Raw genomic sequence first — 19,038 nt, forward strand, 5'->3', positions numbered from 1 at the left:
GGAAGATGTCATGGACACCGCTCAGGGAACAAGTGATGAGAGCTAACGAGGATGGTTAGCAGACCAGGATAAGGTCAAGGACACCGCTAGGAAGGCGACGAAAGGATTAAGCTGAAGGAATGCAGCACGCTATCAAGGATTTGATGCATGGAGCACTTTTAGTAGCTGGATTGCTGCGAGTAAGACTATAACCCCGACGGGCGTAAGCCCTCGGGGTTTTTCTTTGTCTAAAGATAAGCGATTTAGACCAAGAGCCTTTTCGAATAGCGTCATTTAGCTCCCTATCTTTCAGCATTTTGTTGATTCCAAACAGCCAAAACAGAAAGAGCCACCGAAGCAGCTCCTATGTTCATTTTTTCACAAAGCCCTACAGCTTCTCCAGTCTCGCGTAAGCGGTGACTAACCATTTAATGCCTTCACCGTTGAAAGCAATCTGCACTCGGCTTTGTGGGCCACTGCCCTCAAAGTTGATGATCGTTCCTTCACCAAATTTCGGATGCATCACACGAGAACCTAGTGAAAAACCAGTCTCATTGAAGTTTTCTTTTACTGCGGTTTGGCTAAAACGTCCACTACTTGAAGGGCGACTCACTTGCGCCTTCATGCGCACTTCATCCAAACACGTTTCTGGTAATTCACGAATAAAGCGCGATGGTTTGTGGTATTTGTCCTGGCCATATAGGCGACGCATTTCCGCGTAAGTAATGTAGAGCTTTTGCATCGCGCGCGTCATGCCCACATAACACAGACGGCGCTCTTCTTCCAAACGCCCTGCCTCTTCAGCGGACATCTGGCTTGGAAACATACCTTCTTCCACACCGACCATGAATACCAATGGGAATTCCAAACCTTTCGCACTATGCAGCGTCATCAGTTGGACTGCATCTTCAAATTCGTCCGCCTGACCTTCGCCCGCTTCTAGAGCCGCATGTGTTAAAAATGCCGTCAGCAGAGACATTTCTTCCGCTTCTTCTGGCTTTTCGAATTGGCGAGTGGCGGTAACCAGCTCCTCCAAGTTTTCTATGCGAGCTTTAGACTTTTCGCCCTTCTCTTGCTCATACATCGCAAACAAACCCGAGTACTTGATCACGTGGTCCGTTTGCTCGTGCAATGGCATTTCTAGTGTGTCATCTTCCAGCGCGGTGATTAATTCGACAAAACGACTTAACGCGCCAGCTGCTCGACCCGGTAATACTTGCTCATCGAGCATTGCCAGACTGGCTTCCCACATAGTGCAACCTCTATCACGAGCAGCACGACGGATAGTCTCTAGCGTCTTATCGCCCAGACCACGTGTTGGGGTATTCACGACACGTTCAAACGCGGCATCATCGTTGCGATTCGCCATCAAACGCAAGTAGCTCAACGCATCTCTGATTTCTTGACGCTCGAAGAATCGCATGCCTCCGTAAATACGGTACGGTAAGCCTGCCTGAATTAATGCTTCTTCCAAAACACGAGATTGCGCGTTGTTACGATACAGCATCGCAGCATCATTCAATGCGCCGCCATTCTCTTGCCACTCTTTGATTTTATTGACCGCAAAGCGCGCTTCATCAAGCTCGTTATAAGCGCTGTAAACCGAGATCGGCTCTCCCACATTGCCATCCGTCCACAGCTCTTTACCCATGCGTTCAGTGTTGTTCGCAATCAAGGTATTGGACGCTTCAAGAATCGTCTTCGTCGAACGATAGTTTTGTTCGAGACGGATGGTGTTCACGCTCGGAAACTCCAGCGTGAACTTCTCAATGTTCTCGACTTTTGCACCGCGCCAACCATAAATTGACTGGTCGTCGTCACCTACAATCATCACGTGACAATCTGGGCCAGCCATCATGCGTAGCCAAGCGTATTGAATGTTGTTGGTGTCTTGGAATTCGTCAACCAAGATATGCTTAAAGCGTGCTTGGTAGTGTTCACGCACAAACTTGTTGTCACGCAGTAGCTCATGCGCGCGCAGCAAAATTTCCGCAAAGTCCACTAAGCCAGCACGATCACACGCTTCTTGGTAAGCGGTATACAGCTGCAAATAAGTTTTGGTCACTGGATCGTGATAAGCGTCGATATGCGATGGGCGTAATCCTTCGTCCTTCTTACCATTAATCCACCATGAAACTTGGCGTGCAGGCCACTGCTTTTCATCCAAGTTTTGCGCTTTGATCAAACGCTTTAACAAGCGCTGCTGATCATCGCTGTCTATGATTTGGAAATCTTCCGGTAGCTTGGCATCAAGATAGTGTGCACGCAAAATGCGGTGACAGATACCGTGGAAAGTCCCATTCCACATGCCAGATGCACTGCCCATCATCAACTCTTCAATACGACCACGCATTTCTGCTGCCGCTTTATTGGTGAAGGTGACCGACATGATCGAGAAAGGAGAAGCTTGCTCGACTGACATAAGCCAAGCGATACGGTGAACAAGAACGCGAGTCTTACCACTCCCTGCACCAGCAAGGACAAGTAAGTTTTCTAGAGGAGCTGCAACGGCTTCACGCTGTTTATCGTTTAGACCGTCGAGTAATAGAGATGGATCCATCATGATGAGCTACTGGTTATTTATACATAAAAACCGATTATAACCTAAACAGCTTGGTGCTGTTTAGACAAAACTTGATAAAAAATTCGTTGTTTTTTTAATCTTTCATTCAAAGAGTTAACGAAGGTAATCACCCCCAAACCATTCGCGAGAGTTATTTTTATGAAAGTTTTTCTGCCTCATCTCTATCTTTTAATTTAAGCAAGTGGATAAAGGTTGTACGCCAAACGGCGAATCGACTTGCCGAATGAAAGTAAAAGGAAATCACTCAGAGGAAATTATGATGAAAAAATCGAATCTTGCTGTTACTGCTGCTGTTACTGGCCTTCTTGCTCTTGGTGGCACCATGCTCACCGCAGCCCCTGCTGTCGCAGCAGAAAAAGAAAAGTGTTATGGCGTGGCGAAAGCCGGTAAAAATGACTGCGCAACGAAAAACAGCTCTTGCGCGGGTACCTCTAAAGAAGACAACCAAAAAGATGCTTTTGTTGTCGTTCCTAAAGGATTGTGTGACAAATTGGCTGGCGGTAGCACCAGCGGCTCATAACTCAACATCACAAGTTTCTGTGGGGCGCGTTGCACTTTAACCAACGCCCCCAGTTACTCGCCAATCAGAAAAGGAGTTTCACGTGAAACATCACTCTTTCCATCCTCTTGCTGGTGTTGGATTACGCTCCCCTCATCTCGATTATTTTAGCCGACATAAACCTGAGCTGTCGTGGTTAGAAATCCACAGCGAGAACTACTTTCAGCCCAACTCAGTAGAGCGCCATCAACTGCAAGCATTACGCGAGCGCTACCACATCAGTTGCCACGGTATTGGTTTATCGCTGGGCTCGGTGGAACGTGTGAATACGAAACATTTAGCACAACTAAAAGCATTGATAAATACAATTGACCCGCTCTTCGTTTCTGACCATTTAAGCTGGAGTGAAAATGGTGGTCACTACTTCAATGATCTACTTCCCTTGCCTTACACGGAAGAAGCGCTGCAAGTCTTCACTCGTAACGTGCTTGAAGTGCAAGAACATCTACAACGTGAAATCTTAATTGAGAACCCATCTAGTTATGTGAAGTTTCACCATTCAACCATCAGTGAATGGGACTTTCTTACCGAAGTGCAAAAGCGCACCGACTGTCGTTTATTACTCGACTTAAATAACGTATATGTTTCCGCCTTCAATCACGGTTTTGATTGCGACACATACCTAGATGCGATTCCAGCCGACAAAGTCGACGAGATTCATTTGGCAGGTTTTACAATTAAGCCGTTGGATAAAGGTGAGATTTGGATTGATACTCATAGCCGTCCCGTCAGTGATGAAGTATGGCAACTGTTCGTTAGTTGGACACAAAAACACGGCCCTCGCCATACGCTGATTGAATGGGATTTGGATATTCCTGCACCAGAAATACTTCTTGGCGAAGCAGAAAAAGCATCCTCACTATTGCAGAAAAATCATTTAATTGACCAAAAGAGCAAAAGGAAAGCGTCATGAAGCTTGCGACCTTGCAGAGTCAATTTGCTAAAGCCCTACATTATCAAGCGCTCGGTGAAGAATGCGACATTGTGAGTGACAAGTTTACCGCAGATGAACGCATACAGATTTACCGCAATAACTTTATCATCAGCTTGAGTGAGGTATTGGCAGCGACCTACCCAATGGTTGAAGCCTTAGTTGGAAAAGAGTGCTTCGATCAAATTGCTCGCCAACACGTACTTTCTCACCCCTTAGCTGAAGGTAATGTCGTACATTATGGTGCTGGCTTTCAAGATACGATTATGCAGTTTAGTCAGGTCATGACCCAAGCTCCGTACGCACCTGAAGTCGCAAGATTTGAATGGCATATGGACTTAGCTCGACAAATACAGAATGAGAAAGTCGAAAAACCAAATCGAATCCCTTTATCTGCACTTACCCAAGTGACGGAAGAACAACAACCTCAATTGGTGTTTCATTTGCTCACTGGCAGCCGCAGCTTTGACTCAAACTACGCTGTATTTGATCTCTCTCATGCGATTCAACACCAAGATTTTGAACAGCTCAATATCAATCAATTACAGCGAGGTGTCATCTCGATTCAAGCCAATGGAGAAGCTCAATGTCACGCACTCGATACCGATGTTTTTCAACTGCTGCAATGTTTAGAGCAGAAGCAGAGTTTGAGCGAAATACCCGAAGCTTTGCTCGTTCACCTTAATAGCATCATGGCACTCGATCTCGTTGACGGCTTTACATTGAAATCAATCTAAGGAGCACTCTATGACGAATACGGTTAAAAACTTAGTCAATCGGTACGACGACTTGATCAATACCTTACAAGCTGGCTTTGTCCCTTTACTACTTCTCTTTTGTCGCTTGTGGGTTGCATGGGTGTTCTTCAATTCAGGGTTAATCAAAGTTTCTTCTTGGGATAGCACGCTGTATCTATTCGAATTGGAATACCAAGTGCCACTTTTGCCTTGGGAGTTAGCGGCCTACATGGGAACGACTGCCGAGTTAATTCTGCCAGTATTTTTAGCGTTGGGATTAATTACCCGCCCGATGGCTGCGATTCTGTTTGTGTTCAATATCATCGCGGTCATCTCTTACCCGGTATTGTGGGAAAAAGGGTTCTATGACCATCAATTGTGGGGATTCATGATTTTAGTGGTCATCGTATGGGGACCGGGAGTTATCTCTATTGACCATGTTATAAAGAACAAGTTGACGCGATAAAAAAATCCCCGCAGTGGCGGGGACTTTTTATTGTTTATTTAAGTAAGCAAGAAGCTCATCAGCTGAGATGCCCTGTTGAGCAAGATCTTTTGCCAACAGCTCAACTTGTTCACCTTTGCGCGACTCAATCACTTGCTGGAATTGGTACACGATATCACGCAAAATTGGCAGAGGTACTTGTTTAGCCGCACTACGAATACGCTCGGAGCTTTGATTACCCAGCTCATTAAGCAACTTGCCAAACATCACCTTTTCTGGTGAATCTTCCATTTGCTCTAGAATACGAGCCATTTCATACGTGGTTAACGACATTACTTTTTGAGTTCCGTTATGGTGTCAGGAAAAGTCTGAACGACAAATATACACGCCTTACTTACATTGGAAAATACTAAATTACACTGATTTACGCTTTCGCAAGGCTTGAATGCCAGTTCTTACCTGCTTTTGTAAACAGAACCACCAACGCAGGCAATAGAACCCACATATGAATTGCGATCAGTGTTTGAGGTTCCAAAGATAAACGCTGCAACGTACCAACCAACAAACCAGAGCCACTCATTTGGAACAACCCAAGCAGTGCCGCAGCCGTACCCGCTTTGTCACCAAACGGTTCCAATGCTTTCCCTGCTGCTGCACCCAGAATGAATGCAAAACCTACAGAAGACATGAAGATAGGTAGCATGAAAGAAAGCGCGGTATTCTGACCATTCATCACTAGCATGATCACACCTGCGAGGCCCAGAGTTGAGATCCCGGTGACCAAGGTGTTGTGCGTGCCAACGCGCTCCATAAACTTAGGCGCAAGCATACAAGCCGCAATATTGATCACTGCATTTACACCAAACCAGAAGGTGAACTCATTCATCGACAGCCCCATCCCCGTCATCAATACCGATGGCGCCGAGGTGACATACGCGAGAATAACCGCCATTGCCATTAAACACAGTGAAGCATGGAAGACAAAAGATGGCGTACTAAGCACTGCCCAATAACGGCTGAGCTTAAACACGGCTTGCTTTTCCGTTGATGGGTTGGTCTCTTTCATCATGAAAAACATCAATGAACCGGACACCACAGCAAAACCCGCCATAAAGCTGAAGTTAGCTCGCCAATCAAATTGCTGAGTTAACCAGCTACCTAGAATTGGAGCTAAAGCCGGAATGAAACAAATCGCACCGTTAAGGTAGCTGATCATTTTGCCGCTTTTTTCCGGGCCAAAGATATCGCGAACTGTTGCAAAGGCTGCTACCGATGTCGCACACGCACCTAAGCCTTGTAGCAGTCGGGAAACCAACATCCATTCAATATTTTGAGCACTCCACGCCAATAAAGCGCTCATCGCATAGATAGTGATACCGCCCAATGCAACAGTTCGACGTCCGAGTTTATCTGCCAAAGGGCCAGCAAACAGTTGCCCGACCCCCATCGCAAATAAGAACCAAGTGATCGTGTCTTGTGCTAGCGCATTATCGACCTGAAAAGTGGAAGCAATAAGAGGTAAAGCAGGTAGATAAATATCAATCGCAAGAGGACTGAAAAGAACCAAAAGGGTCAATAACGCCATCTGTTTTTTACTATTAGAAAACTGGCTAGGCACACAACACTCCGAATTGGATAAAGAACTTTGGATAGAGCTTAATCATCTGATGATATGAATGGAAATGATGTATAATCATGAGCATTATTCCTTAGAGGAAATTCACCGTGAACGTCGAAAAACTGGCTCGTATCGATTTAAATCTATTGGTCTGTTTTAAAGTTTTGATAGAAGAGTTAAATGTCACCCGAGCCGCCCACCGACTGTGCTTAAGTCAATCCGCTGTGAGCAAATCACTGGCTAAACTGCGCATCCAATTTGATGATCCCCTGTTCACCCGAAACTCGCATGGATTGACGCCAACACCACGCGCTTTGTTTCTTAAGCCGAAACTGGATCTGTTGATAAACCAGTTAGAAGTACTGACTCAACCAGAAGAGTTCTCTCCACAAAGTAGCGAATACCGTTTTCAAATAGCAGCGGTTGAAAGTGTTTACCCTCTGATTCTACCCCATTTCTTACCGGCGATTTTTCAGCAAGCCCCTGGGGTGACGATCAGCACTCACCCTTGGTCCGATAATACTTTTAAAATGCTGCAACGTGGCGAGCTAGACTTAGGCTTAACTGGAAAAGACATCGATATTAATGATGCCAAGCTGACTCTGCTGCCACCCGATGACATATGCGAACTGGAAATTTATCGAGATCACCAGATGTGTATTATTCGCAAAAATCACCCAGCATTAAAACAGCCTTGGAACCTCGAAGCGTATCTCGCCCTGCGTCACGTACAAGTGCGTTGTGACGGCAACGACCGTTGGCTGTTAGATTATCGCCTTGCCGATATTGGAGCCGACCGCGATATTGCCGTCACCGTTCCGGACTTTAATAGTGCCGCAAGTTTATGTTCCTACACTGACTTTATTTTTACCGCTCCAAGCCATTTTGTGCAGCTCGCTGCTAAACAGCTTGATTTGGTCGTACTACCACTCCCGCTAGAATTTCCACCTATGGCATACACTTTATTCTGGCACCGAGACAGAGAAAACGACCCTGCATTGGGTTGGCTACGTACGATGATCACACAAAAAACCGATCACCTTAGATAAAAATACCGCTCTCAATTTGCGCTTAGCGGGTAAAATGAGTAGCTTAACTGTCGTAGTCCTTTTTGGCTCATCTATGGCCTAGTTGTACTCCGACTCAACCTAAGTCATTGCAAACTTGCGTTGATCATAAACTGCATGAAGCAGAAGGAAACAGCTCCCACACCTGAGCATGAAGGAGCGGTAATTTGAAGGAATAAAACAGATGCACAACGAAACTCTCAGCCGCGTGAATGCGATTCGCGAATGGCTTATACAACATAATATTAATGCCCTACTGGTTCCGCACGAGGACGAGTATTTGGGTGAATACGTCCCAGCGCACAACGAGCGCTTACATTGGTTAACAGGCTTTACTGGTTCTGCTGGTGCTGCGGTAATCACCAAAGACAAAGCCGCTATCTTTGTTGATGGCCGCTATACCGTTCAAGTCACCAAGCAAGTCCCTGGTGACCTATTTGAATATCGTCACCTTATTGAAGAACCAGCTTTAGATTGGGTTCTAGACAACCTGCCAACAAACGCATCTGTCGCAATTGATCCTCGTATGCACAGCTCAGCTTGGCTAGATATGGCACAAGCTAAACTGGCTGGAAAGCTTGAGCTAAATATTCTGACCAACAACCCAATTGATGAGTTGTGGCATGACCGCCCAGCGCCTGTTGTCTCTGACGTTCGCCTAATGCCAACAGAAGCCGTCGGTCAATCAAGTGAGAATAAGCGTCAAGAGATCGCACAACTGGTTAAAAAAGCAGGTGCAGATAGCGCTGTGATCACAGCATTAGATTCTATTTGTTGGCTGCTGAATGTACGTGGTTTGGATGTATCACGCCTACCAGTTCTGCTTTCTCACGCGATTCTGCACTCAGATTCAAGCGTGGAATACTTCCTCGATCCTGCTCGTCTACCTGCTGATTTTGACGCTCACGTAGGCACCGGTGTGACCGTTCACCACCCAGAAGCACTTCAATCTCGCCTTGAAGCCATGACAGGTAAAAAGGTATTAGTTGACCCTGCAATCAGTAACGCTTGGTTTAAGCTAGTACTACAAAACTCTGGTGCGTCCGTGATTGCAGCAGCAGACCCATGTCTGATGCCAAAAGCGGCGAAGAACTCGGTTGAAATTGCCGGTATGAAGGCGTGTCATATCCGCGATGGCGTGGCAATGAGCAAGTTCCTATGTTGGTTAGATGCGGAAGTTGCTACTGGTAACCTGCATGACGAAGCGACATTAGCAGACAAACTGGAAGCATTTCGTAGCGAAGACCCTACGCTAATGGATCTCAGCTTCGATACCATTTCAGCGGCAGGCGGCAACGCGGCCATGTGTCACTACAATCACGAGAACCAACCTGAACCTGGTAAGTTAGAACTGAACACGCTTTACCTTGTGGACTCAGGCGGTCAGTATCTCGATGGCACTACCGATATCACGCGTACTATCGCGATTGGTCAACCTTCTGCAGAAATGAAGAAGCAATTTACGTTGGCGCTGAAAGGTCATATTGGCGTTGCTCGAGCTCGTTTCCCGAAAGGCACACGTGGTTATCAAATCGATACTCTAGCTCGTCAGCACCTATGGGCGGAAGGTTACGATTACGATCACGGCACTGGCCACGGTGTGGGCCACTTCCTAAGTGTGCATGAAGGTCCAGCGAGCATTTCGAAAAAGCAAATCGACGTGCCTCTAACAGAAGGTATGGTGCTATCCAACGAGCCAGGTTACTACCGTGCAGATGCGTTTGGTATCCGTATTGAAAACCTAGAGCTTGTTGTTGAAACCCCAACTAACGGTGACTTCCCTGTTCTGTCATTTGAGTCACTAACACGCTGCCCAATCGACAAACGCAACATCAATGTTGATATGTTAACTCGTCCAGAACTTGCTTGGCTGAATGATTACCACCAGAAAGTATGGGATGAGATCAGCCCGCTAGTCGAAGGTGATGTGAAAGAGTGGCTTCGTCAAGCAACGCTACCTGTAGCACACAGCTAGAAGCTAGAAGCTAGAAGCTAGAAGCTAGAAGCTAGAAAAATAGAGGGTTGATGTTTTGCATCAACCCTCTTTCTTTTCCTATGTTTCACGTGAAACATAACGATGACCAGTGGCTTTATTTGTTGCTTAACCAGAATACGCCGAGTGCCAGTCTCGCCATACTGGGTCAAAGCCTTTGGCTCGAATCATATCTTCCACAGAACCAGCACTTCGCTCATCACTGATCTCAAACTGCTCGAGTTCAACATCATCCATCGCATAACCACCCGGCTGAGTTTTCGATGCTGCAGATATACTGGTAATGCCTAAAGGCAATGCGTTGTCTCTAAACTTCGGTGACTCACGAGTCGATAATGACAACTCCACTTCTGGATTCAACAAACGATAAGCGCAAATCAACTGCACAAGCTGCTTATCCGTCATGACTGATTTGGGTTGGAGCGCACCCTCACAAGGACGTAAACGCGGGAAAGAAATCGAGTAACGAGTCTGCCAATACGTGCGCTCAAGATAGTCCAAGTGCGCTGCCACATAAAAACAATCTGTACGCCACTCTTCCAATCCTATCAAAGCGCCAATACCGATCTTATCGATGCCTGCTTTTGCAAGACGATCGGGTGTATCCAATCGGTATTCGAAATCCATCTTATTGCCACGTAAATGGTGCTCAGCATAAGTCGAAGGATGATACGTTTCTTGATAAACCATCACCGCATCCAAACCCAATGTCTTTAGCTCTGCGTATTCGTCTTGATCTAGCGGCTGCACTTCCATCGCCAAATAATTAAAGCGTTGCTTAATCATCGGTACCATTTCGCGGAAGTATTTCATGCCCACTTTGGTTTCGTGTTCGCCAGTCACCAGCAATACGCTATCGAACTTCATGCGTTTAATGGCTTCAACTTCTGCAGCCACTTCGTCCCTATTCAAGGTACGACGCTTGATCTTGTTCTCCATCGAGAAGCCACAGTAAGTACAAGCATTGGCGCACAAATTAGAAAGGTACAATGGAATGTAAAGCGACATGGTATTACCAAACCGCTTGCGAGTTGCTGAGTATGACAGCTGAGCCATTTGCTCTAAATATGCTTCAGCCGCTGGTGAAATTAGCGCTTTAAAGTCTTCCAAATCACGCTTGGGTTTATTCAATGCTCGCTCGACATCTTGTGCCGTTTTCGCGTAGATCGACATCGAAATGTCATCCCAATTCAGCTGCTTAAATTGTTCAACGAAGCTCATGTTTTCCTCGCTTAATAGCTAAACCAATCTAGGATTAAAGCTCATCTAGGAATGACGTCAGTGGACTCGACGCAACCGCATGAGAAACCTTACCAGCGAGTCTGGCTTCATAAGCCATACGCCCCGACTCTACCGCCAACTTAAATGCCCTCGCCATCGCAACGGGATCGCTCGAAGCCGCAATCGCGGTATTAACTAGCACGGCATCCGCTCCCATTTCCATCGCACGCGCCGCATGTGAAGGAGCACCAATACCCGCATCGACAACGACAGGAACATTAGCTTGGTCGATAATGATCTCTAGGAAATCGTGAGAAACTATCCCTTTATTAGAACCGATCGGCGCGCCTAATGGCATGACCGCAGCACAGCCTACTTCTTCCAATCGTTTACACAGTACTGGGTCAGCATGACAATAAGGAAGCACAATGAAGCCTTCACGCACCAGTTCCTCAGCGGCTACAAGTGTCTCAATTGGATCGGGCATCAAGTACTTCGGGTCTGGATGAATTTCCAGTTTTAGCCAGTTTGTACCTAACGCTTCTCGCGCCAATTGTGCTGCAAACACAGCATCTTTAGCATTCTTTGCACCTGAGGTGTTCGGCAATAAGTTCACCCCCGCTTGTACTAACGGCAGCAAAATATCGTCTTGTTGGTCGTTCACATCCACACGCTTCAACGCCATGGTCGCAAGTTGAGATCCCGACACTTGAATCGCTTCTGCCATTAATCGGCTGTTGGCAAACTTCCCTGTTCCCGTGAACAGTCTTGATTCGAATTGTTTATCACCAATTTTAAGCATCGACTTTAACCCCCTGCGATCGCTTGAAACAAAGAGATGCTATCTCCCTGTGAAAGAACTGTGCTAGCCCACTCACTGCGCGGCACAACATTGTTATTAATTGCAAAAACACAGCCCATTTCAGGCAGCGCAAATTGACTAATGATTTGCTGTAGATTCGACTCACTGGCAACTTGATGTGACTGGTCATTGATGACAATAGTGATCACATCTAGGTCAGCAGCGGTCATTTGTGCTGTTTGTTGTTCTGATAACGTCATTGCTTCCAACTCTCTTAATTCTGCCCATTACTCGTAAGCTAAATCTGAGCACACACTTGGCACTGTTTGTCTTTACTTATCGCCATGGTTTGCCATTGCAGCTTCAATCCATCGAACAGGTGTAACTTGGCAGTCTCGACATGAAACTTTCCCGTCGCCAGTTTTTGAATTGCCGCTATCGCTTGGTAGTTGCCAAGTGTACCCACCACCGGACCGACGACACCGCTCTCACTGCACTTTTGCGTTTGCGGTAATTCGTCGAACGGATACAAACAGCGGTAACAGGCTTTACTCTGCGCTTCTTGTTCACTTGGTATTTGGTAATCAAAGACAGCGAATTGTCCTTGCCAACCAATTGCCGCCGCTGAGATAAGTGGCGTATTTTGCTCGAAACAAACTTGGTTAATGAGCTGGCGCGTTGGCATGTTATCGGTGCAGTCGAGCACCACATCCGCTAGCATCACCTCAAGCTGCAGCTGTGCTTTGTCTAGTCGCTTATTGAGGGCACGAATTTGAACCATAGAATTGAGGTCAGTGAGCTGTTTTACAGTTGCTTCTGTTTTCGCAACTTGTAGGTCTTGCTCACGATAAATGATCTGACGTTGTAGGTTACTGCTATCAACTTCATCGTCATCGACCACAACCAATTTACCAACACCCGCTGATGCCAAGTACAAACTCGCTGCGCTCCCTAACCCACCACAACCGATGATCAGCACATGCGATTTGCTCAAACGCTCTTGCCCACTTTCAGCAATTTCAGGCAGAGCTACTTGGCGTTGATAGCGAAGGAACTGCTTATCCGTGAGCATGCTCGCCTCTCTTGGTATGCGCTAATTCACTATTCTGATCAGTAAACGTTAGCTGTCTTTCTTTCATCAGTTGTGCAAAGAACTCGATGACGGACTGAGGTGATTCTGCCAACGTAATAGCTCGCACAACTGCCAAACTAGAAACACCTGTTAGCCAAACTTGGTCAGCATTAGATTGGTCGATACCACCAATCGCAACCGTCGGAAAGCCAAGCACATAGTCACTTACTTCTTTGTCTTTTGAAGGTCTGAAAGCAGCCTCTGTATTTGTATAAGGAATGCTATCAATCAGCTTTTGATACAAAGCCAAGCGCACCAAACCTTGTGGTTTCGATGGCATCTGTTTTGTGGTGGTTGGGAAAATATGCCCTAGTGCGATGTAGCTAGGATAAATTTGTACGATGCGCAGTAGTTCGTAATAACCATGCGTAGAAAGACCAAGACGAATACCGGCTTTAGTTATCTGAGCCAAATTCGATTCTTCTATGTCTTCTTGTCCTAGGTGAACGCCATAAGCGCCATGCTTGATTGCCAACTGCCAATAGTCATTGATGAACACTTGTGCTTGATACTGACGGCCTAGCTCAATTGCTCGAATGATCTGTCGTTCTAAATCGGCTTGTTGTGGGTTCTTGATTCGCAGTTGAATAGTGTTGATGCCTAGTGGCAGTAGACGCTCAATCCAAGCAACATCATCAACGACTGGATAGAGCCCTAGACTTTGCTTAGTTAGAGTTGGAAAGCTAACGCTCTCACCTTGTGCAGACCAACCAACTTGAATACCTAGCCGGTTATCCTCTAGTACAGGTGTGGGGAAATCATCAAATTGGTCAGCCCACTGAGTAGATCTTCCCTCACCAAGGTTGTCATTCAACAGTGTTTCACGTGAAACATTCGCTTGTTGAGTTAGCATTCCTCGAGCAAGTGTTAACGCATCTTCGATAGGAAAATCGAGTACTGTCAGCGTTACTATCCAAGCAAGGTGATGTTCGGGATCGAACATTGCGTTGAATTTGGACTTAACGGAAAGCGCTCTCACTTCGTTGTTAATTGGGTGACGCCAGATATCAAGCTGAAGCACTTTCTCCTTTTCATCGGATACCTGCGTATCAGCAATGCCAATATAAATCGCTTTCGACGGTTGCTTAGCACACGCTTCTACCGATAAAGCAGAGCGGTAATGGAACACAAATGAACTCTCATGCTCAGAGTCATAACCATCAATAAGATCTGTCGTTATACGTGTGGTCTGTTGGTCACGAACAAGCTGAATAGATTGAGTTGGGCTCACACCCAACTCAATGTCTTCAATGCTAAAACCCTGTTCTTTCGCCAACAACAAACATTGTTGAACTAAACCAGTCAGTTCAATCAATGATGACGGAATAAGGATTTTGCTCATTAGTCACTTACCTCGGCATGTGCTGCTGGATGGTATAGCTCAGAACCTGTATCTCTAAATTCTTGCGATTTCTGACGCATCCCCTCAAGAGGGTCATCCAGCATTTTGATTGAGATAGCTTGGTCCGCAGCAACTTGCTCAGTGTCTTTCGCATACTCTCGTACCTCTTGCGAGATCTTCATCGAGCAGAACTTTGGTCCGCACATCGAGCAGAAGTGAGCAACTTTTCCAGACTCTTGAGGCAAAGTTTCATCATGGAAAGCGCGTGCGGTATCTGGGTCGAGCGACAAGTTAAATTGGTCTTCCCAACGGAACTCGAAGCGAGCTTTAGAAAGCGCGTTATCACGAACTTGTGCACCAGGGTGCCCTTTCGCTAAATCAGCGGCGTGCGCAGCAAGCTTGTAAGTGATCATGCCTACCTTCACGTCTTCTTTGTTTGGTAAGCCAAGATGCTCTTTAGGTGTTACGTAACAAAGCATCGCACAGCCATACCAGCCAATCATGGCAGCGCCAATGCCTGACGTAATATGGTCGTAACCAGGAGCGACGTCTGTCGTCAGTGGACCAAGGGTGTAGAACGGAGCTTCATGGCAGTGCTCTAGCTGCTCTTCCATGTTCTCTTTGATCATGTGCATTGGAACATGGCCAGGACCTTCGATAATGACCTGTACGTCGTATTCCCACGCAACCTTAGTCAACTCGCCAAGGGTACGAAGCTCCGCAAATTGCGCTTCATCGTTAGCATCGGCAACCGAACCAGGGCGCAGACCATCACCGAGAGAAAGTGCCACATCATACTTGGCACAGATTTCACAGATCTCTCGGAAGTGGGTATATAAGAAGCTTTCTTGGTGATGTGCTAAACACCATTTCGCGATGATAGAACCACCACGAGAGACGATGCCAGTAACACGCTTTGCAGTCATTGGTACATAGCGCAGTAGTAAGCCAGCATGGATAGTGAAGTAATCAACACCCTGCTCTGCCTGCTCAATCAGAGTATCGCGCATCACTTCCCAGTTAAGGTTTTCCGCAACACCATTCACTTTCTCAAGCGCTTGGTACATAGGTACGGTACCGATCGGAACCGGGCTGTTACGCAGAATCCATTCTCGAGTTTCATGAATATTGCGACCTGTGGAGAGATCCATAACAGTATCGCCACCCCAGCGTGTCGCCCACACTAGCTTCTCAACCTCTTCCTCAATCGAAGACGTCACCGATGAGTTACCAATATTGGCGTTTACTTTGACCAAAAAGTTACGTCCAATGATCATTGGTTCGGATTCTGGGTGGTTGATATTAGAAGGGATAATCGCGCGACCTTCGGCAACTTCTTTGCGAACAAACTCGGCGGTAATGTCTTTTGGAAGATTTGCTCCAAAGCTTTGACCCGGATGCTGTTGATTCAGCACATCATCACGGTACTTGGCACGACCCATGTTTTCACGCAGCGCGATGAATTCCATTTCTGGGGTAATAATGCCTTTGCGAGCATAGTGCAGCTGAGTGACGCACTGCCCATCCTTAGCGCGTCGAATACGTGGCAGGTTACCGTAACGCAGGTCGTCTAACGTCTCATCCTCTAAACGTTCTTTAGTGTATACCGAGCTTACTTCATCAAGTAACTCTGTGTCACCGCGCTCTTCAATCCAGCTTTCTCTTAGCTTTGGTAGGCCACTATAAAGGTCAATATCGTAGTTCGGATCAGTATAAACACCTGACGTATCGTAGACTCGGACGGCTTCATTTGGCTCGAAAATAGGAGCTTCTTTTGTGCCACCAATCAGACTATCTGCTAGCGCTATTTCACGCATAGGTACACGAACATCTGGACGTGAACCTTCTACATATACTTTTGTGGAATTTGGGTACGGCTGTACCGAGAGTGTTTCAATGAACTGTTTTGCTTCCAGTCTCGCTTGTTTGCGACTCGACATAGCATTTTTCCTTGCTTTGTTATACTAGATAAAAAGTAATTGGATAAAAATGCTTGGCGGATAGATGCGACAAGAGGAGTCAAATTAAGGCTAAATAAAGCTTAAGTAATTTGCCTATAACAACATTCGACTATTTGATAGGTCAACCAGAAAGAACTCCGGTATAAATATCTTCTCTTGTTCCCTTCGCAGATTCTAATCTGATCAGGTTCAACGGATCCCGAATTAACGGTCTCAGCCTTATGGCACTCCGACAAGTGATATAAGTATATAAAAACGGCCTGGTTAAACCAAGCCGACCTGTTTAATTTTTAACTACTTTGCTAGCTGCGCATCAATAATTGGAAACCGATCCACGCAGCAGAGATGCTCAGCACCACATTTAATAAAATATTTAACCCCATCTTAAAAAATGCACCTTGCTGCATAAGTAAAACATTATCCATAGAAAAGGTGGAAAACGTCGTCAGTGCCCCTAAAAATCCCAAACCAATCACTTGTCGCCAAGGTTCTGTTGCCAACAGTTCATTGTCGAACGCAGCAATCAACAAGCCCATTATAAATGAACCAACCACATTAACGGTTAACGTACCGTATGGAAAACCACGCCCCAATAAAATGACACACAGTTCAGATATCAAGTAACGAGAACACGCACCAAAAGCACCACCTAGCGCAATAAAACCAAGAATGGAAAACTGCCCCATAATTCCCCCCAACACTATTGATGACGATATTGTAACCAAAACTAAAGCGATATTGATGGTGAAATTTTAGAATTCGACAACGTATTGCATTTAAAACACGCTGAGATTAAAAAAGTTACAGGAGTCACTTTACTTCAATATACCCCATCAAACCGGTTTTCATATGCTCAATAACATGGCAGTGATACATCCAACGTCCAGGGTTGTTAGCAACAAAGGCAGCTTTGGCACTGCCATTTTTTCCAAGTAAAACCGTATCGGTATGGAACGGTTCGTCAAGTTTCTTGCCATCTAACTCAAGAACAGTAAATGTATGCCCATGAAGATGAATAGGATGATGATATTGAGTAACGTTCTTCAAATTGAAGATATAGGTTTTTCCAAGTTCCAATTTTGAAAGTGGTGCTGGGATATTATCTTTACTCATTCCCTCCCAAGCTCGTTTGTTCATCAGCCAGAATTTAGGTATCGCTTTGCCCGATTTATCGGCAGGAGTGATCGCCCCCTCCCATTCAAACACATAATCGATTTGCTCCGCATTTTCCAAATCAAGATCAGGCACAGGGTTGAGAGGCAATAAAGGCAGTTTCTTGTTGCTTGGCAGGTCAGACTCAACAACTTCAAACTCACACAAAGAGAATGGGAAGCGCCCTTTCATTTGACGCACATAAACACGCTCTCCAGCCTTCGGAGCAATCAATCCGATATCCAATCTCATTCCCGGGCCAATTTTGTGTTGAGTGAGCCTATAAGGCGTTTTAACTGGATTGCCATCGATAGCAATAACCCAAGCCTCTGTGCCTTCAATCGCGATCGGATAGGTAATGGTGTTATCGACATTAGCAATTCTTAATCGCGTAGTCGCGTTCTGCTTCAGCGTATAAACAGGCTCATGAATACCATTGACGCTACTCCACTCTCCTGGCGTTCCCATACGTGCACTCAAGCGCGGCACCATTAGATTCTTCCACTGTCCTTGCTTGTCTAAATGCCAATGCTTGAGGACGACTTCATGCTCTTCATCAAACTGAACAGGCTCAGCCTCTTCAACAATTATTAGCCCAACCAACCCCATACCAAGCTGCTTAACGCTGTTCATGTGTGGGTGATACCAAAACGTACCTGCATCTGGCGGAATAAACTCATACGTAAAAGTCTCTCCGGGCATGATAGGAGCCTGGCTTAAAAACGGAACTCCATCCATTTCAATAGGAATCCTCAAGCCATGCCAATGAATCGTCGTCGGCTCTGATAGCTTATTGATGAAGTTGATTGTTACCTTTTCCCCTTGTCGGCAACGAATTATAGGTGCAGGTATACGCCCATTAAAAGCTAATACCTCAGTATTGAAACCGGGCACTAGTTCAGCCGTAGAAGGCTCTGCAGTGATATCGTATATATACTGCCCCTGCTTATTAGTACTCCTAGATAGAGAACATGCAGGTAGAACAGTAAGCGCGGAGATCGCTAAGGATGATTGAAGGAAGCGTCGACGAGATATATCCATACATAGTTACCCATTAATCCAGATCGGTTGAGTGTAACTAAATATAAATAATGATTCTCATTTATTGCTAACATTTCGGAGCACTTGGTTATAACGACTAGTCTAATAGGTTGGTGAGTTAATAAATACTTACAAAGAGCAGCAGGCAGCAGAAAGGCATATAGGTGGGATGCAAGCAGATACAAAAAAGGCTCTGACCTAAGTCAGAGCCTCGATATATGGCAGGGGTGGAGAGATTCGAACTCCCAACACGCGGATTTGGAATCCGCTGCTCTGCCAATTGGAGCTACACCCCTGTAGAATTCTTATATTCTAGATTTGACAAAACCTCGCATGGGCGAGGTTGTCGATATTAAGTGGCGGAGTGGACGGGACTCGAACCCGCGACCCCCGGCGTGACAGGCCGGTATTCTAACCAACTGAACTACCACTCCGCAGTGGTATCACTCGCTTTAATAAGCAAGTGTCCAAAAT

At 46.0% G+C, this 19,038-nt stretch carries 17 protein-coding genes, 2 tRNA genes and 1 riboswitch; of the genes, 6 read left to right on the forward strand and 13 right to left on the reverse strand.

The features are described from left to right. Positions 1-367 precede the first annotated feature (367 nt). Positions 368-2,542, reverse strand: coding sequence for a DNA helicase II (gene uvrD, locus NDJ01_RS16755; RefSeq protein ID WP_046874565.1), 2,175 nt, complete (start codon positions 2,540-2,542; stop codon positions 368-370). Between the two features lie 280 nt (positions 2,543-2,822). Here uvrD and NDJ01_RS16760 point away from each other — a divergent pair, with 280 nt between their 5' ends. The 4 genes from NDJ01_RS16760 (at position 2,823) to NDJ01_RS16775 (ending at position 5,256) form a co-directional block, all read left to right on the forward strand. Further along, positions 2,823-3,083 (forward strand): DUF2282 domain-containing protein, encoded by a 261-nt coding sequence (locus NDJ01_RS16760; protein WP_031780600.1) that lies wholly within the window; start codon positions 2,823-2,825, stop codon positions 3,081-3,083. Positions 3,084-3,165: 82 nt separating this feature from the next. Continuing rightward, positions 3,166-4,035: a DUF692 domain-containing protein gene (locus tag NDJ01_RS16765; RefSeq protein ID WP_258587023.1), complete on the forward strand. Its 870-nt coding sequence runs from the start codon at positions 3,166-3,168 to the stop codon at positions 4,033-4,035. Continuing rightward, positions 4,032-4,790, forward strand: a complete 759-nt coding sequence (locus NDJ01_RS16770; RefSeq protein WP_258587024.1) for a putative DNA-binding domain-containing protein — start codon at positions 4,032-4,034, stop codon at positions 4,788-4,790. The genes NDJ01_RS16765 and NDJ01_RS16770 overlap by 4 nt, the downstream gene beginning before the upstream one ends. Before the next feature lie 10 nt (positions 4,791-4,800). Next, positions 4,801-5,256 carry a DoxX family protein gene (locus NDJ01_RS16775; RefSeq protein WP_258587025.1) on the forward strand — a complete coding sequence of 152 codons (456 nt, stop codon included), beginning with the start codon at positions 4,801-4,803 and terminating at the stop codon, positions 5,254-5,256. A gap of 27 nt (positions 5,257-5,283) precedes the next feature. Here the strand turns inward: NDJ01_RS16775 and NDJ01_RS16780 are convergent, their stop codons facing one another. Both NDJ01_RS16780 and NDJ01_RS16785 read right to left on the reverse strand, forming a co-directional pair. Continuing rightward, a complete protein-coding gene (locus NDJ01_RS16780; protein ID WP_005397034.1) occupies positions 5,284-5,568 on the reverse strand; it encodes a hypothetical protein in 285 nt (94 codons plus the stop codon). Positions 5,569-5,659: 91 nt separating this feature from the next. Next, complete coding sequence (locus NDJ01_RS16785; protein ID WP_065646720.1) at positions 5,660-6,820, reverse strand: multidrug effflux MFS transporter; 1,161 nt, start codon at positions 6,818-6,820, stop codon at positions 5,660-5,662. Positions 6,821-6,960: 140 nt separating this feature from the next. Here NDJ01_RS16785 and NDJ01_RS16790 point away from each other — a divergent pair, with 140 nt between their 5' ends. Next, positions 6,961-7,902: a LysR family transcriptional regulator gene (locus tag NDJ01_RS16790; protein WP_006743068.1), complete on the forward strand. Its 942-nt coding sequence runs from the start codon at positions 6,961-6,963 to the stop codon at positions 7,900-7,902. Between the two features lie 202 nt (positions 7,903-8,104). After that, complete coding sequence (locus NDJ01_RS16795) at positions 8,105-9,895, forward strand: aminopeptidase P family protein (protein WP_258587026.1); 1,791 nt, start codon at positions 8,105-8,107, stop codon at positions 9,893-9,895. Positions 9,896-10,021: 126 nt separating this feature from the next. Here NDJ01_RS16795 and thiH read toward each other — a convergent pair whose 3' ends face one another. From thiH to NDJ01_RS16845, 10 genes are all read right to left on the reverse strand, one after another. Next, positions 10,022-11,134, reverse strand: coding sequence for a 2-iminoacetate synthase ThiH (gene thiH / locus NDJ01_RS16800; protein WP_258587027.1), 1,113 nt, complete (start codon positions 11,132-11,134; stop codon positions 10,022-10,024). A 34-nt stretch (positions 11,135-11,168) separates the two neighbouring features. After that, on the reverse strand, positions 11,169-11,936 hold the full coding sequence (locus NDJ01_RS16805) for a thiazole synthase (RefSeq protein WP_258587028.1): 768 nt from the start codon (positions 11,934-11,936) through the stop codon (positions 11,169-11,171). Between the two features lie 5 nt (positions 11,937-11,941). Next, positions 11,942-12,196 carry a sulfur carrier protein ThiS gene (thiS, locus tag NDJ01_RS16810; protein WP_258587029.1) on the reverse strand — a complete coding sequence of 85 codons (255 nt, stop codon included), beginning with the start codon at positions 12,194-12,196 and terminating at the stop codon, positions 11,942-11,944. 38 nt (positions 12,197-12,234) lie between these two features. Continuing rightward, positions 12,235-13,008 (reverse strand): thiazole biosynthesis adenylyltransferase ThiF, encoded by a 774-nt coding sequence (thiF, locus tag NDJ01_RS16815; RefSeq protein ID WP_258587030.1) that lies wholly within the window; start codon positions 13,006-13,008, stop codon positions 12,235-12,237. Next, positions 12,995-14,410, reverse strand: a complete 1,416-nt coding sequence (locus NDJ01_RS16820) for a thiamine phosphate synthase (RefSeq protein WP_258587031.1) — start codon at positions 14,408-14,410, stop codon at positions 12,995-12,997. The genes thiF and NDJ01_RS16820 overlap by 14 nt, the downstream gene beginning before the upstream one ends. Then, a complete protein-coding gene (gene thiC, locus NDJ01_RS16825) occupies positions 14,410-16,350 on the reverse strand; it encodes a phosphomethylpyrimidine synthase ThiC (RefSeq protein ID WP_258587032.1) in 1,941 nt (646 codons plus the stop codon). Before thiC ends, NDJ01_RS16820 begins: the two co-directional genes overlap by 1 nt. 164 nt (positions 16,351-16,514) lie before the next feature. Next, positions 16,515-16,613, reverse strand: a riboswitch (TPP riboswitch). Between the two features lie 60 nt (positions 16,614-16,673). After that, complete coding sequence (crcB, locus tag NDJ01_RS16830; protein ID WP_005397071.1) at positions 16,674-17,057, reverse strand: fluoride efflux transporter CrcB; 384 nt, start codon at positions 17,055-17,057, stop codon at positions 16,674-16,676. A 124-nt stretch (positions 17,058-17,181) separates the two neighbouring features. Further along, on the reverse strand, positions 17,182-18,564 hold the full coding sequence (locus tag NDJ01_RS16835; RefSeq protein WP_193448451.1) for a multicopper oxidase family protein: 1,383 nt from the start codon (positions 18,562-18,564) through the stop codon (positions 17,182-17,184). A gap of 219 nt (positions 18,565-18,783) precedes the next feature. Then, a tRNA-Trp gene (locus NDJ01_RS16840) sits at positions 18,784-18,860 on the reverse strand. A 61-nt stretch (positions 18,861-18,921) separates the two neighbouring features. Further along, positions 18,922-18,998, reverse strand: a tRNA-Asp gene (locus tag NDJ01_RS16845). Between the last annotated feature and the right edge of the window lie 40 nt (positions 18,999-19,038).

Source organism: Vibrio sp. HS-50-1 (assembly GCF_024747315.1).
Lineage (GTDB): Bacteria > Pseudomonadota > Gammaproteobacteria > Enterobacterales > Vibrionaceae > Vibrio > Vibrio diabolicus.

Bases quoted from the DNA above. Each gene is read 5' to 3' on its own strand.
- uvrD (WP_046874565.1), bottom strand. From the start codon at position 2,542: ATGATGGATCCATCTCTATTACTCGACGGTCTAAACGATAAACAGCGT.
- NDJ01_RS16760 (WP_031780600.1), top strand. From the start codon at position 2,823: ATGAAAAAATCGAATCTTGCTGTTACTGCTGCTGTTACTGGCCTTCTT.
- NDJ01_RS16770 (WP_258587024.1), top strand. From the start codon at position 4,032: ATGAAGCTTGCGACCTTGCAGAGTCAATTTGCTAAAGCCCTACATTAT.
- NDJ01_RS16775 (WP_258587025.1), top strand. From the start codon at position 4,801: ATGACGAATACGGTTAAAAACTTAGTCAATCGGTACGACGACTTGATC.
- NDJ01_RS16780 (WP_005397034.1), bottom strand. From the start codon at position 5,568: ATGTCGTTAACCACGTATGAAATGGCTCGTATTCTAGAGCAAATGGAA.
- NDJ01_RS16785 (WP_065646720.1), bottom strand. From the start codon at position 6,820: ATGGCGTTATTGACCCTTTTGGTTCTTTTCAGTCCTCTTGCGATTGAT.
- NDJ01_RS16795 (WP_258587026.1), top strand. From the start codon at position 8,105: ATGCACAACGAAACTCTCAGCCGCGTGAATGCGATTCGCGAATGGCTT.
- thiH (WP_258587027.1), bottom strand. From the start codon at position 11,134: ATGAGCTTCGTTGAACAATTTAAGCAGCTGAATTGGGATGACATTTCG.
- NDJ01_RS16805 (WP_258587028.1), bottom strand. From the start codon at position 11,936: ATGCTTAAAATTGGTGATAAACAATTCGAATCAAGACTGTTCACGGGA.
- thiS (WP_258587029.1), bottom strand. From the start codon at position 12,196: ATGACGTTATCAGAACAACAAACAGCACAAATGACCGCTGCTGACCTA.
- thiF (WP_258587030.1), bottom strand. From the start codon at position 13,008: ATGCTCACGGATAAGCAGTTCCTTCGCTATCAACGCCAAGTAGCTCTG.
- NDJ01_RS16820 (WP_258587031.1), bottom strand. From the start codon at position 14,410: ATGAGCAAAATCCTTATTCCGTCATCATTGATTGAACTGACTGGTTTA.
- thiC (WP_258587032.1), bottom strand. From the start codon at position 16,350: ATGTCGAGTCGCAAACAAGCGAGACTGGAAGCAAAACAGTTCATTGAA.
- crcB (WP_005397071.1), bottom strand. From the start codon at position 17,057: ATGGGGCAGTTTTCCATTCTTGGTTTTATTGCGCTAGGTGGTGCTTTT.
- NDJ01_RS16835 (WP_193448451.1), bottom strand. From the start codon at position 18,564: ATGGATATATCTCGTCGACGCTTCCTTCAATCATCCTTAGCGATCTCC.